The sequence below is a fragment of the Ulvibacterium marinum genome, assembly GCF_003626755.1.
In the GTDB taxonomy this organism is placed as follows: domain Bacteria; phylum Bacteroidota; class Bacteroidia; order Flavobacteriales; family Flavobacteriaceae; genus Ulvibacterium; species Ulvibacterium marinum.
The window spans coordinates 26,763-40,307 of record NZ_RBCJ01000001.1 but is presented as its reverse complement, the minus strand read 5'-3'; the positions used below and the strand labels follow the sequence as shown (position 1 = coordinate 40,307).

At 41.4% G+C, this 13,545-nt stretch carries 13 protein-coding genes and 1 tRNA gene; 8 read left to right on the top strand and 6 right to left on the bottom strand.

Going from position 1 to position 13,545, the window contains the following annotated elements; all coding sequences use genetic code 11:
• Nucleotides 1-161: 161 nt before the first annotated feature.
• A complete protein-coding gene (locus D7Z94_RS26150) occupies nt 162-299 on the top strand; it encodes a GIY-YIG nuclease family protein (RefSeq protein WP_394347386.1) in 138 nt (45 codons plus the stop codon).
• A 112-nt stretch (nt 300-411) separates the two neighbouring features.
• Nucleotides 412-495: transfer RNA gene (locus D7Z94_RS00185), tRNA-Leu, on the top strand.
• Between the two features lie 298 nt (nt 496-793).
• Here the strand turns inward: D7Z94_RS00185 and D7Z94_RS00175 are convergent.
• A complete protein-coding gene (locus tag D7Z94_RS00175; RefSeq protein WP_120709505.1) occupies nt 794-1,339 on the bottom strand; it encodes a hypothetical protein in 546 nt (181 codons plus the stop codon).
• A 96-nt stretch (nt 1,340-1,435) separates the two neighbouring features.
• On the opposite strand from D7Z94_RS00175, the gene D7Z94_RS00170 reads away from it, so the two are divergent.
• Complete coding sequence (locus tag D7Z94_RS00170) at nt 1,436-1,627, top strand: hypothetical protein (RefSeq protein ID WP_147415801.1); 192 nt, start codon at nt 1,436-1,438, stop codon at nt 1,625-1,627.
• 61 nt (nt 1,628-1,688) lie between these two features.
• Entirely contained in the window at nt 1,689-1,874 is a 186-nt protein-coding gene (locus D7Z94_RS00165) for a hypothetical protein (RefSeq protein ID WP_120709503.1), read from the top strand.
• Between the two features lie 179 nt (nt 1,875-2,053).
• On the opposite strand, the gene D7Z94_RS00160 is transcribed toward D7Z94_RS00165, so the two are convergent.
• The 5 genes from D7Z94_RS00160 to D7Z94_RS00140 all read right to left on the bottom strand — a co-directional run bounded on the left by D7Z94_RS00160 (nt 2,054) and on the right by D7Z94_RS00140 (nt 6,218).
• Nucleotides 2,054-2,782, bottom strand: a complete 729-nt coding sequence (locus D7Z94_RS00160; RefSeq protein WP_120709502.1) for a LytR/AlgR family response regulator transcription factor — start codon at nt 2,780-2,782, stop codon at nt 2,054-2,056.
• Between the two features lie 2 nt (nt 2,783-2,784).
• On the bottom strand, nt 2,785-3,735 hold the full coding sequence (locus D7Z94_RS00155; protein ID WP_158594561.1) for a sensor histidine kinase: 951 nt from the start codon (nt 3,733-3,735) through the stop codon (nt 2,785-2,787).
• A 149-nt stretch (nt 3,736-3,884) separates the two neighbouring features.
• Nucleotides 3,885-4,232, bottom strand: a complete 348-nt coding sequence (locus D7Z94_RS00150; protein ID WP_120709500.1) for a DUF4907 domain-containing protein — start codon at nt 4,230-4,232, stop codon at nt 3,885-3,887.
• 96 nt (nt 4,233-4,328) lie between these two features.
• Nucleotides 4,329-5,336, bottom strand: a complete 1,008-nt coding sequence (locus D7Z94_RS00145) for a Kelch repeat-containing protein (RefSeq protein WP_120709499.1) — start codon at nt 5,334-5,336, stop codon at nt 4,329-4,331.
• Nucleotides 5,337-6,218, bottom strand: a complete 882-nt coding sequence (locus D7Z94_RS00140; RefSeq protein ID WP_147415800.1) for a DUF6268 family outer membrane beta-barrel protein — start codon at nt 6,216-6,218, stop codon at nt 5,337-5,339.
• A gap of 247 nt (nt 6,219-6,465) precedes the next feature.
• On the opposite strand from D7Z94_RS00140, the gene D7Z94_RS00130 reads away from it, so the two are divergent.
• From D7Z94_RS00130 to D7Z94_RS00115, 4 genes are all read left to right on the top strand, one after another.
• Nucleotides 6,466-7,800: a DUF4270 family protein gene (locus tag D7Z94_RS00130; protein WP_120709496.1), complete on the top strand. Its 1,335-nt coding sequence runs from the start codon at nt 6,466-6,468 to the stop codon at nt 7,798-7,800.
• The gene (locus tag D7Z94_RS00125; RefSeq protein ID WP_147415799.1) at nt 7,790-9,043 is read left to right on the top strand and encodes a hypothetical protein; all 1,254 of its coding nucleotides are present in this window, start codon (nt 7,790-7,792) and stop codon (nt 9,041-9,043) included. Before D7Z94_RS00130 ends, D7Z94_RS00125 begins: the two co-directional genes overlap by 11 nt.
• A gap of 92 nt (nt 9,044-9,135) precedes the next feature.
• Nucleotides 9,136-10,350: a DNA polymerase IV gene (gene dinB, locus D7Z94_RS00120; protein WP_120709494.1), complete on the top strand. Its 1,215-nt coding sequence runs from the start codon at nt 9,136-9,138 to the stop codon at nt 10,348-10,350.
• A gap of 119 nt (nt 10,351-10,469) precedes the next feature.
• On the top strand, nt 10,470-13,493 hold the full coding sequence (locus D7Z94_RS00115) for a DNA polymerase III subunit alpha (RefSeq protein WP_245967111.1): 3,024 nt from the start codon (nt 10,470-10,472) through the stop codon (nt 13,491-13,493).
• The last annotated feature ends 52 nt before the right edge of the window (nt 13,494-13,545 follow it).

The window sequence follows — 13,545 nt, the reverse complement described above, 5'->3', positions numbered from 1 at the left end:
AAGTAGCAACTATTTTTTAGCTTTGCAGTCCGTTTGCCTCGGTGGAGGTCCCGATAATTACCGGGAGGTAGACGCCCCGTATTTCATTTAAATGCCTCGGTGGCGGAATTGGTAGACCTGTCTGCCGACAGGCAGGCGCGCTGGAATTGAAATTTTGAATAATGATTTGGGTCTATGCAATTTCAAGCTTGGGTCACAACTATATTTATGTCGGCATGACCGCGGATATTGATAAAAGATTGTATAGGCACAACAATGGCAGGGAAAGGTCCACAAAGTTCTATGCACCCTTTGATTGATTTATTCCGAACGATGTAAGGACAGGTTGGAAACTAGGAATAGAGAAAAATATTGGAAATCCGGAGTTGGTAAGGAAAAACTCCGAAAATTGAGAAATACTACCTAAAAAATGCCTCGGTGGCGGAATTGGTAGACGCGCTGGATTCAAAATCCAGTGGTAGCAATACCGTGTGGGTTCGATTCCCACCCGAGGTACATAGAAAACCCTGTAAGCAAAATGTTTACGGGGTTTTATGATTTTTGGAGTTCTGCTATGGTGGCGTTTTTTTTAGTATTGAATACGGACTTGATATCATTCTTGAAAATTTCTTTGAAGTTAGAAAAGACATTGCCTTGCTCCTCTATCCACATTACAATCTTTCAGAAAGATGTGAAAACCTATATAAATACAACTTGGATGATCAAGGCTTTGCGAAGTATTGGGATGAGAATCTAAGTGCCTGCCTGGGATTTGACATGAACGAATTCAAATAATCGTTATTTAATATTGTGCTTACCTTCTGGTATAGTTATAATCAAATTTGTTCAATCCCGGGATTACCTGATCTTCCGATATAGCGTCCGTAGAAATAAAATAGACCAAGTTCAGTTCCCCGTCAATGATCTTGAAGGTAACGTATTTCAACCTATTTGGTATAACAGGGGCCTCCTCGAAACCCTCCATGTCCATATAAAAGGAATCCCACCAGATAAGTCTGTCAAGGACAACATCGATATTCCCGTCATCGGCTAGATAGTTCCCCGATTCGATCCTTATGGACGAGGTGTCCTTAGGACTGGTCCCCGCATATATTCCCAGTGTCGTACGGTTATAGACGAATTCGCCATTATCCTTGAAGGTAATGATAATATGCGTTTCGCCCCTTTCGATAACTGGGCTGTCCGAAGTTGCTCCCCCGACCCTATTCGGAAACGTGCGAACCCATGTACCCATCAGTTCGGCAGGATCGGTGGTAACGACCGGGGCAGGGTCGTTATCACAGGAGCCGATCATTACCAGAAAGACCGTAAGACATCCGATAAGACATACTTTTTTCATCACTTATTAGATGTTGCGAGTATTAAAAGGTTGCCTTTACACATTTAGAAAGCAAGAAAAAGTTACCTAACATGAATGTACCTGTCAAAAGGAGATATGGGAAACATATTCAAAATACTTTTCAAGTTGATCTGTTATGTGGCACTTATAGTACCGGTATACCACATCACTATCTATATGATCGACTATGGCCCCTTCTATACGGCGTTATGGTTGTTGGCATGTTTAGTGGTCGGAGGCTTTTTAAAGCCCCTTGTGGACAGGTTGGCGAACAGGTTGTTTGGGTAAGATAATCTTTATAAAAGGGACGCTGCTATAAAGGGGCATCCAAAAACTTTAAATGAATTAAATGAACGAAATGGAACCAACAATAAAAGAACAGATAAAGCTGCTCGTAGAATCGGGCATCATGGACACTTTATTCAGGGGATTCACGGATTATGCGTATGAAGGGAAAAATTACCTTCGAAAATCCGAATTGCATACCGCATCCAAAAACTTCCAAAAGGAGTTGCTGGGACTTTTGGAGGAATGAAAAATCGTCTATAGGAGTGGCTAATCAATCTAAATCAAAAAGTGATTTGGGATTACTAAAACTTAACGAATTATCCCTTAATCGTTACATCCCTATCCTAAACTTGTTTTTTAATTCCAGCTTTCTCGGCAGATCCCGAACATCTGATTTCGTAAACGCCTTTGCCATACGGCCATCAGCTATAGACCCAATCTCTTCATAAACTCGTCCTTATAACTTTCCCCGATCGGGATCCTGATATCGTCCATTACTATTTTACTGCGTTGGATGGAGTCAATATTATTGACGTTTACCAAAAACGATCGATGTACACGTACAAAATCGGTATTGGCGAGTTTTATTTCTATATCCCTGAAATTCATTAGGGTAAGTATGGGTTTTCTTTCAGAAGTATGGATCTTTAGATAATCCTTCAGCCCCTGTATGTACTTGATATCCTCCAACTTTATTTTAACATTGCCGTAATCCGATTTTACAAAAATGAATTGGTTATCTGGGGGCTGCCCTCCAGTGGCCGATGAAAGGTTTCCCTCCTCAGTGCTCATGCTAGTTTTGAGCATTTTAAGCTCCTTAACACGGTTTATGGACTTTACAAATCTTGGAAACGGTATAGGCTTTACCAAATAATCCACGGCATTGAGTTCAAAACCTTCTATGGCATATTGGGGATAGGCCGTGGTAAAAATGAAAAAGGGTCGTTTGTCCAGGGTCTTTACAAACTCTATTCCGGTTATTTGGGGCATTTCAATATCCAGAAATACCAAATCCACATTTCCTTCCTGAAAAAGTGTCATACTCTCCAACGGATTGGTAAAGGTTCCCAAAACCTCTATACCGCCCAATTCTTCGCAATAGGATTTAACAATACCCAATGCCAAAGGCTCATCGTCAATTATGATACAGTTCATTTTTATAAATTTAGTTCCAATTGAACGGTGTAAAAACCATCCGTTTTATCAATCTTCAAGACATGCTGGTCGGGATAAAGCAGATGCAACCTACCTTTTATATTTTCCAGTCCGATACCGGAATTGCTTTCGTCTTTTCTATAGACCCCGATTTTGTTTTTCACAATAAAAAATAAACTTTCTTCGATCAATTCCATCTTGATCGAGACGTCTGTCCTTCCCTTGAAATCAGTGCCGTATTTAAATGCGTTCTCTACGAATGGAATTAATAATAGAGGTGGAATTTTCTTATCCTGATAATCCCCTGAAATTTTGATTTTTACGTTTTCACTATGGGATAACCGTAACAGTTGGAGCGATACAAAGTTTTTGATATAGTCTATTTCCTTGGAAAGGGGGACCAATTCCTGTTTTGCCTCATAGAGCATATAGCGCATTAACTCCGATAACATGATGATGGCCTCGGGAGCTTCTATGGATTTGTTTCGTACCAAGGAATAAACGCTATTCAATGAATTGAACAAAAAATGGGGGTTTAATTGGGCCCTTAAAAATTGTAGTTCGGTTTCCTTTCGTTGCACCTCGACCTCCCTGCTTTTACGGTCTCTTTTATAGAAATCCTTGGTAAGCCCCAGTACACCTCCCAATAGAAAAAAGGTCAGGGAGATAATGGCGGTCATGAAAGAGGGCAGTCTTTTCAATGGGCGCATGTCCTTTATGAAATGGGGTGGTTTTTTCGGAGGTTGCATCTCCGTGCTCTGTATCAGATCCGTAAATTTATCTATTGGGACATGAGGAAAGGGTACGAACTTGATAAGGAAATTAAAAAGAATCAATACGGTTATTGAAACAACAATATAAAGTGTAATCTCTTTTTTAAGGAGAAGGTAAGGCACCAATATGAGATAATTGATGTAGACTAAAATGGGGTTCAATAGTATTCTATAAAACATACCAAAACGCACTTCACCAAGATCTATGTATGATATGCTCAGAGGAAACAATATCAAGCAAGCCCAAACGATAATATGAATCCAAAACTCTTTAATCCTAATGTGTTTTTTCAAAGTATCTCCAAATAGTTGCCGAAAAAAGATACTCATTATTGATAAGAAATTTCATTTTCCTGTAAATCTTGTTTAGTTATTGCAGGGAACCGACCACTTTTCAATCGGTTCAGGACGATTGTTCCAATGCGTTCCGCCTCTGTTTTGGAAGCGAACCGGACTTTCTCGGATATTCCCGGAACATATTCCTGTCGTATCTGAAGCTTTCCATTTGCATATATTTCGTAGTACCAGCTTTTGTCCATCGGGTTTTCGGCCAGTTTTAGTCCATATCCCGTTTCAACGGATTTGATTTGTGGATTGCTAATATCCAACAACGTGCCTATAAGTAATGCTGCAATACCAATGATTAAAAAAGCGATACTGTGTTTTTTGTTTCCCATAACGACTAAAACACCGACCCGGACTTCATTTTGTTTTAAGAAACCCGGATAGGTGCCATCAAAAAATATAGTATTAATAAACTAAGAAAACTCATTTTAATCATCCTCATCTTCCTCTTGGTTGGGGAAGAACTCACGGTTGTCATCCAGGTACAAAGTTCCACTTCTACCTAGGGCCAAAAATGCGGTAGTACCGTTGTAAAATGCAATGGCTCCCTCCCGTGACACGCCTTCGTATTCCGTTTTTTCTTCCCAAAGGTCGGTGGAGGGGTCGTATTCCCATATATCGTCCGAAGCGCCAAAACCTGGATCTCCCGTTGCAAAGTATCCCTTATCCCCAATACTAAAGCCTACTGCATTGTTTCGTATAATGCCATAATTATCGTCCTCGTCCAAATCCAATAAAGGGTCCCAAGATTCTGTATCAAGGTCAAATACCCAGAAGTCTGCCTGGTTTAGACCATTGGATACTCCCGTTCCCAGATATACTTTATTGCCTATGGTAAAGATGGCCCCATCTCTTCGCTTGGTTCCCCCAAAGCCGACGAGTTCAGTCCATGTATCGTTGGAAGGGTCGTATTTCCAAAAATCCTTTTTATCATTGTCACCATCAAAACCGGTTCCAACATAACCATGAGTTTGGGAATTGAATCCAACAGCTCCACGCCGTGCCGATCCCTCAAAGGGATTAAGGGAGTCCCAGGTATTCGATGCCACATTGTATCGGAAAAAATCACCTAGTTCGTTGTCACCATCATAACCAAGGCCTACGTACCCATTGCCATTTACCGTAAAGGCAACGGTAGAACTTCTAGGAGTACCTGGGAAGGGGGCCAGTTGACTCCAAAAGTTGCCCTCCATATCATAGACCCAAACATCGGTCAATCTATCATCCCCGTCAAAACCCGTACCCATATATCCCTTATTGCCAATGGTAAAGGCAAAGGCCCCACTGCGTGGGGTTCCATCAAAAATGGAGCGGTCCACCCAATTGCCAACACTATCATCCTCCTCATCATTGGAACATGAAACAAACAGTAGCGCCATAAAAATAGGAAGACTAATTTTTCCTAGTGTTTTCAGAATTATTTTTGAACTATTCATTTATTTACGCGATTTGTTAGTAAAGTTTAAAGAATATTTAAGCCCCATTACTACATAGGGAGAAGAATTAATTTCAAAATCGAACAAGGGATTATCGTTTGAGTCCAATACTTTCAAATTATTGGCCATTGTAAAACCTGTCCTGATGACCACAATAAAACCGGATGACATGTGGTAATTGTACTCTAACCCTAGATTTATTCCGTTATATGTCAACTTTGTATGTTCAAGATTGTCAAGGCCGTTGACAGAAACTGTTTCGGAGTTGTTTACATAGATTCCGGACACAATGGCTTTGGAGCTTAGGGAATGTTTTTCATCGATTTTGTACGCGACCTTACTGTAAGGGAACCCCAAGATGTATCTCCATTTTGGGGTTATCTTTCCCTGAAAGGATAGTATTGGAAAAAGCCCCGGTTCTCCAAGAATTATCCCTCTGCCTAATCCCATAGTAAGACTAACAGGGAAATCTCCTTTTCCCCATTTTTTCGATACTAAAGCGGACCAATTGAATATGAAATCCTCGTTATTGAGCCCATTTTTAAAATTGGAGGACAGCATAGGGGCCGCGGAAACTGATATGGCCCATTTTGAACCAAAGTTTTGGTGGTATCCGATCTCTGGTTGAACCGTATGAGTTTTGTCATAGGAATCCGTACCAAGTATAGCACTACTATTGTAAAAGGAGAAGGTATGGGCCAGGTAATCCAAGCCAAGCTCAAGCTTTCCGGAATTCAAATTTTTTATGGCGTTGAGAGAAAAGACGTATTTTTCTAAATTCGTATCTCCCAGGCTTGGAATAAGTCCATATTCAAATACTCCCTCAAAATAGTCTTGGGATTCTTGACAATATATGGGATTCCTATGAGCTGTAATTATCATACCAATTAGAAAGACGTATTTCAATCCTCTATTTTTCCCCAAACGTATATAGCACCATCAGCCGTTGAAAAAAAGATATACAAAACCGGAAGTTCCCTAGATGAACCTTTATTTTTTGTCGATAAATGATGTAGAGGTGCTTTGTAGATATAGTATATCCTTCAGTAGATACATTTTCCTGTTCCGTATAAAATTCTTCGTGCCCGTCACCGAGGCGTTTTAATTTGCACCTCATAACCGAAGGAGGATGCGAAAGTTTTTTTGTTTTTTAATGGTTTTGTTAGGTGTCATAGCCTGTTCCGTAGATGCGTCCGATATCCCGACACTTGAGGTTGGACAGGACTTTACCACCTCCAATGTACGGGTGCTGGTATTGGATACTTTTTCCGTGAAGTTATCTACTTTTAAGTTTGATAGTATTAATACCTCGGAGAGTGAGCGACTTTTGGTAGGGAAGTATAATGATGACTATTTGGGCACCATTGAGTGTAATTCCTATTTTGAATTATCCGCTGCCACCACGGAAAACGCAACTGCTCCATACACCCTTCCCAACGATGCGACGCTGGACAGTGTGGCCTTAATTTTGGGATATGATCGCTATTTCTATAATGATACTACTTTAGTCTCCCATATTAATGTACATCTATTAAGCGAAGAGGTGGAACCTGATGACGATGCCTTTTTCAATACCAGTACGTTGGAATATGACACCATTCCCTTGGTTTCCAGAAGATATCGCCCCGAACCTTTTGATGAAGACTCATTACACATTTCCTTGCCCTTTGAATTTGGCAACAATCTGTTTCAACTCATACAGCAAAATGATATCAATGACAATGAAGACCTAAGGGACAACTTCAAAGGGTTTGCCCTTGTTCCGGAAAAGAGCGATAATACCTCTGTGATTGGCTTTAGCAAGGAAAGCGAAAGGACGTATCTTAGGTTTTTTTATTCGGTTCCCGAGGAGTTCGAAGATGAAGAAAGATTTTTGGATTTTGCAATCAATCCGTTCCCTGAGGCCCCGAATGCCTTTAACAAAATATGGAATACTTCCATGGATTCTTCGTTAAATACCCTTTTAGACCAAGAAGATGAACTCCCCACTTCAGAGAACAATGATTTGAGCTATATACAATCCGGAACAGGGTATGCTACTAAAGTAGATTTCCCCAGTATCCGCAGTATTTATGATATAGAGGGTACGGGTACGGTCTTAAGTGCGCTCCTAAGGATAAAGCCATTACGTGCCAGTCATGATGAGAGAACGTATCTACGGGATTCATTAAACGTAAACGTACTGGACCAGAACAATGTTATTACGCAAGTCATAACAACTGGCGAAGGCATTGTTATTGGAAAGATAACTGGGACAAACGAGGAATTTTCGGATGTGGTGTATGAAGTACCCGTTGGGGTGTTTGTGGATCAAAAACTACATGAAACGGTCATTACCGAGGATGCCCTTGTATTATTTACCAAGGATTTTAATCAAACAGTAGACCGCATCATTTTGCAAGGGGAGGACAACCGCGATTTTGAGGCACGTTTGGAAATTACTTATGCCATTTATGATGAATAAGGTTCTGTTTTCATTGATTCTTTTTCCATTTTGTATCGTTGCCCAGACCAATAACCTTACCGGATCGCCTTATTCCTTTTTCGGCCTTGGCGTATCTACCAATTCCAGCATAGGAAAAAATAGCGCATTGGGACGTGGGGGTTATGCCTTAAATAGTAATTTCTTAATCAACAATCTTAATCCGGCCGCATTGGGGACCTTAGGTGAGAAGAGCTTTTTGTTCGATTTCGGATTTCTTACTGAGATAAGTACAGTGGCCAATCGGAGTACGGAGGAAACTAGGGTGGCGGGTAATTTTTCCAATCTGGCCATCGCTTCCAGCATAACGCCAAAATCGGCTTTTGGACTTTCTGTCGTTCCCTATTCCGATGTTGGATACTCGCTAATTGGTATCGATAGCAATGTAGAAGGGTCCTCCAACTCGTTCATAAGCAATGTCTTCGGAACGGGCTCCTTGAACGATCTGCGACTTTCCTATGGTAGTAGTCTTACCGATGACCTCCGTGCGGGGGTGTATATTTCCTATTTGTTCGGGGCAATTTCGGAGCGGGAATCGGTGACTGCCCTAAGTGGATTTGTCAATGAAAGCACACTTACCATTTCAGAAGAAAACAAGTATAACGGTTTCCGTTTTGGCTTAGGATTACAATACAGTGTTTTTCCCAACCTTACCTTGGGATGGAATTTAAGCCTGCCAACTACACTTTCCGGGACTCGGGATAGATCGGTAGAAAAAACGTTGGACTTCATCCCCACGCCCGTTGAGAATGAAACCGATTTGGATATTGACGGTTTTGACCTTCCCTTGGAAGTGGGTACTGGTATACTGTTCTCGCCTATCCCTAAAATCCACGTCAATTTGGACTACACCTTAAAATTATGGAATGCAACCGATCAAAGAGACAATATTGGGGAATTTGTGAATCAATATATATACGGGATTGGGGTAGAATACCTTAAGGCGGACAGATCCTTTAATTATCTGGATCGGATTCGGATAAGGGCCGGGTTCAACTATGATAGCGGTTATCTGAATATCAATGGAAATGTTATTGATGCCTATAGTATAACAGCCGGTTTGGGTATTCCCTTGGGAGCTAGGTCCCAATCCATGTTGAATATCGGTTTTTCCAGCTCCAGTAGGGGTTCCACAGAGGGCATTTTGGTGGAGGAACGTTTAAATACCATAAACATAAATCTAAGCCTCAAGGACATTTGGTTCCGAAAACGTAAAATAAACTAAGCGGATTTTATAAAGGAGCAAAATATTTATATTGGATATAATCCATTTATTTGGAAATATTCCATATATTAGCTATCCTTTTTAGGATAGTAATGAACAAGACCATTCTCCACTTGGATTTGGATACCTTTTTTGTATCCGTTGAACGATTGCTCAATACAGAGCTTCGGAACAAACCCTTATTGGTCGGGGGTATTACGGATAGGGGTGTTGTAGCTGCCTGTAGTTATGAGACTCGGGGTTATGGCATACATTCGGGCATGCCCATGAAGATGGCCAAGGAATTGTGCCCGGAAGCCAAAGTCATCAAGGGAAATGCAGGGACCTATAGTAAACATTCGGATGTGGTTACCGAAATCATTAAGGAGAGCGTTCCTGTCTTTGAGAAATCCAGCATCGATGAATTTTACGCAGACCTTTCAGGGATGGATCGTTTCTTTGGTAGCTATAAGTATGCTACGGAATTGCGCCAAAGGATAATAAGGGAGACCGGGCTGCCCATATCTTTTGGTCTATCCGTCAATAAAGTAGTTTCAAAAGTAGCTACCGATGAGGCCAAACCCAATAACCAGTTAAAAATTGATTTCGGGCTCGAAAAACCATTTTTGGCCCCATTATCCATTAAAAAGATTCCCATGGTGGGGGACAAGACCTACCAGACGTTGAGAAATTTAGGCATACGAAAAGTTAGAACTATACAGGAAATGCCTGTGGATATCATGCAACGTGTGCTTGGTGCCAATGGAACCGTAATTTGGAGGCGGGCCAATGGTATGGATAGTACACCAGTGGTTCCATTTTGTGATAGAAAATCCATTTCCACGGAACGGACCTTTGATAGGGATACGATCGATGTGCTAAAACTTAAAGGAATTTTAATGGCCATGACGGAGAATCTGGCCTATCAGCTGCGCCGGGGCAATAAACTCACCGCATGTATAACCGTTAAGATACGGTATTCCGATTTTAACACCTATTCCAAGCAGATGCGAATTCCATATACCAGTGCGGATCATATATTGCTTCCCAAAATTTTGGAACTGTTTCGTACGCTGTATAGCAAAAGAATGTTGGTACGCCTGATCGGTATCCGTTTCAGTCATTTGGTTTCGGGGAATTACCAGATAAACCTCTTCGAGGATACCGAAGAAGCCTTGAATCTGTACCAGGCCATGGATCATGTTAGAGATCGGTTCGGTGACCGTTGCGTTTTTCGAGCCTCGGCCATGGGAGCCAAAACTATTGGTAGAATGCACAACCCCTTTAATGGGCAACCACCAATTGTACTGGCACATAGAAAACAATGATTTTGTAAATAGTTATTGGTTGATAGTAAAAAGTTTTCAGTAGATGCAAGCAATCAACCATTAACCAACAACCATCAACGAACAACTATTTGTATTTAAACTGCCACACATACTACAGCATGCGCTTCGGAACCTTTTCCGAACTGGACCTATTGCAATTGGCACAGCAGAACCATATAAAGCAATTGGTGCTCACGGATATCAATACAACTTCGGCATGCCTGAATTTTGTTCGAAAGGCACCGGAGTATGATGTGCGCCCCATTTTGGGAATCGATTTTAGAAATGGGGTAGATTGCTGTTTTTTAGGCATCGCCAAAAACAATGCGGGGTATCAAGAGTTAAATACTTTCTTATCGTATCATTTACAGAACGAATTGGAAATTCCGCAACGTGCCCCCTCATTTAAAAATGCGTTTGTCATTTATCCTTTCGAGACCGTTTTGCTTAACGAACAACACGAATTTTTAGAAAATGAATTTATAGGCATCTCCATCAAAACCCTTAGACGGTTGCCTTTTTCCAGATTGCTAAAGCTTAAGGATAAATTGGTGGTACAGCAACCGGTCACTTTTAGGAATAAGCGCGATTTCAATGCGCATCGATTGTTACGTGCCATTGATAACAATGTGCTTTTGAGCAAGCTTTCGGAAACGGAAGTGGCCGATGCCGATGAAAAGATGTTTCCCATGCTGAATTTGGCCGAAGCATTTTCGGAATACACCCATATCCTCGAAAACACGGAACGTCTTTTGAAAGCGTGTAGCATCCATTTCGATTTTTCAAAAAATCGGAAACCGCAAAATTTAAAGGCCTTTACCAATAGTATAGAAGAGGATGAACGGCTGATCGAGAAGTTGTGCGATGAGGGATTGCCGTATAGATACCCTAAAATGGACAAGTCCGTAAGGGAGCGGTTGGAAAAAGAATTGGACGTTATTAAAAAAATGGGTTTTGTCTCCTATTTTTTGATCAATTGGGATATCGTTTCCCATGCCAGCAAAAGAGGATTTTATTATGTAGGACGGGGTAGTGGGGCAAATAGCATAGTTGCATATCTCTTGCGGATAACCGATGTAGATCCCATGGACCTGGATCTCTATTTTGAACGCTTCATTAATCTATACCGCGCCAATCCACCGGATTTTGATATTGATTTCTCTTGGCGTGATAGGGAGGAGATGACCCAATACATTTTTGACCGTTTTGACCATGTTGCACTCGTAGGCACCTATGTCACCTTTAAGCGAAAAGGAGTCGTCCGGGAACTGGGGAAAGTCTTTGGGCTTCCAAAAGAGGAAATCGACATTTTGAGCGAAGGCCACTATTCTCTTTCCAAATTGGACAGTGCTTCCAGACTTGTTCTTAAATATGGTGAGTTAATTCAGGGTATGCCCAATTATTTAAGTGTCCATGCCAGTGGTATTCTAATAAGTGAACGGCCTTTGAACTATTTTTCCGCCACTTTTTTACCTCCCAAGGGATTCGCCGTAACCCAATTTGATATGGTCATCGCGGAGGACGTAGGGCTTTACAAATTTGATATTCTGGCACAGCGAGGGTTGGGAAAGATAAAGGACACCTTGGCCATCGTAGCCCAAAACCAACCCGAAGAGGCCAATTTTGATATTCATGATGTCAAGACTTTTTTTCAGGATTCCGTAATCAATAATTTGATCAAAACCGCGCAGTGCATGGGTTGCTTTTACGTAGAATCACCGGCCATGCGTATGTTGCTCAAAAAACTGGAAGTGGATAATTATTTGGGCTTGGTTGCCGCCAGCTCCATTATTCGTCCAGGTGTAGCAAAAAGTGGTATGATGCGCGAATATATTTTACGTCATCGCCATGAAGGGAGGGCCCAAGAAAAAGCGCATCCGGTGATGTTGGATATTATGCCGGATACCTATGGGGTAATGGTATACCAGGAAGATGTAATAAAGGTTGCTCACCATTTTGCCGGTTTGGATCTGGGCGAGGCCGATGTGCTCCGTCGCGGTATGAGCGGGAAGTTCCGTTCCCGGGAGGAGTTTCAAAAAGTGAAGCACAAATTCATTAGCAATTGCAGAAAAAAAGGGTATAAGGACGTTTTGATCTTTGAGATTTGGAACCAGGTAGCCAGTTTTGCAGGATACGCCTTTGCCAAGGGCCATTCCGCATCCTATGCAGTAGAAAGCTATCAAAGCCTGTTCTTAAGGGCCTATTTTCCACTGGAATATATGGTGGCCGTTCTCAATAATGGTGGTGGATTTTATCGCTCGGAATTTTATGTTCATGAGGCCCGAATGATGGGGGCTACGATTCATCCCCCTTGTATCAATCAAAGCCAAATAGCAAATTGTATCTATGACAAACATATCTACTTGGGAATGATGTACCTAAGGGATTTGGAACGGCAAGTCATGGAGCGTATCGTAAAGGAACGTGCTACAAATGGCCTTTTCAGCTCATTGGAGGATTTCCTCGATAGGGTGATTATCTCAGTGGAACAGTTGAGTATCTTGATACGTATTGATGCATTTCGGTTTACAGGGATAAACAAGCACCAAATACTTTGGAAGGCTTATTTAACACTTTCAAGGAATCCCAGGGTGGAGCACCCAAAACTATTTCCGCCCACAAGGCAAAAGTTTAGGATTCCCCCATTGAACACCACTTTTTTGGAAACTGCTTTTGAGCAGTGGGAGTTATTGGGCTTTTGTTTGAGTAGCCCTTTTGAATTGCTTGAAGTACCTCCTAAGAACTCAAACGGTCAACATAACTTGGAAAGCTATCTCAATAGGCATATCGATATTTACGGTTATTTGATCACGGTAAAAAATACAAATACGCATTCTGGAAAACGTATGCATTTTGCAACGCTTCTAGATCAACAGGGAAAGGTTTTCGATACGGTGCTTTTTCCTCCTGTGGCGGCCAAATATCGTTTTCGGGGCAAAGGTATTTATCGCTTCTATGGAAAGGTGGTCAGTGAGTTTGGGTTTTTAAGCATAGAGGTCATTAAAATGCAAAAACAGAACTATATTCCGGATCCACGGTATGCCGATATGAAAACCAGTACAAGAGTGTTTGAAACTAGGACACAACATAAAAATATCGGAATTTCAGATAAAGAAGCCATCACCCATGACGAAAGGGAATAGCCCCGTAAGTTTATTATTAGGGCCTTTCCTAGATTCCCAAAATAAGTTCTAA

Excerpts from the sequence above, each read along its gene's own strand:
- D7Z94_RS00175 (WP_120709505.1), bottom strand. The coding sequence starts at position 1,339 with ATGAAAAAAGTATGTCTTATCGGATGTCTTACGGTCTTTCTGGTAATG.
- D7Z94_RS00150 (WP_120709500.1), bottom strand. The coding sequence starts at position 4,232 with ATGGGAAACAAAAAACACAGTATCGCTTTTTTAATCATTGGTATTGCA.
- D7Z94_RS00155 (WP_158594561.1), bottom strand. The coding sequence starts at position 3,735 with ATGTTTTATAGAATACTATTGAACCCCATTTTAGTCTACATCAATTAT.
- D7Z94_RS00170 (WP_147415801.1), top strand. The coding sequence starts at position 1,436 with ATGGGAAACATATTCAAAATACTTTTCAAGTTGATCTGTTATGTGGCA.
- D7Z94_RS00145 (WP_120709499.1), bottom strand. The coding sequence starts at position 5,336 with ATGAATAGTTCAAAAATAATTCTGAAAACACTAGGAAAAATTAGTCTT.
- D7Z94_RS26150 (WP_394347386.1), top strand. The coding sequence starts at position 162 with ATGATTTGGGTCTATGCAATTTCAAGCTTGGGTCACAACTATATTTAT.
- dinB (WP_120709494.1), top strand. The coding sequence starts at position 9,136 with ATGAACAAGACCATTCTCCACTTGGATTTGGATACCTTTTTTGTATCC.
- D7Z94_RS00165 (WP_120709503.1), top strand. The coding sequence starts at position 1,689 with ATGAACGAAATGGAACCAACAATAAAAGAACAGATAAAGCTGCTCGTA.
- D7Z94_RS00160 (WP_120709502.1), bottom strand. The coding sequence starts at position 2,782 with ATGAACTGTATCATAATTGACGATGAGCCTTTGGCATTGGGTATTGTT.
- D7Z94_RS00115 (WP_245967111.1), top strand. The coding sequence starts at position 10,470 with ATGCGCTTCGGAACCTTTTCCGAACTGGACCTATTGCAATTGGCACAG.
- D7Z94_RS00140 (WP_147415800.1), bottom strand. The coding sequence starts at position 6,218 with ATGATAATTACAGCTCATAGGAATCCCATATATTGTCAAGAATCCCAA.
- D7Z94_RS00125 (WP_147415799.1), top strand. The coding sequence starts at position 7,790 with ATGATGAATAAGGTTCTGTTTTCATTGATTCTTTTTCCATTTTGTATC.
- D7Z94_RS00130 (WP_120709496.1), top strand. The coding sequence starts at position 6,466 with ATGCGAAAGTTTTTTTGTTTTTTAATGGTTTTGTTAGGTGTCATAGCC.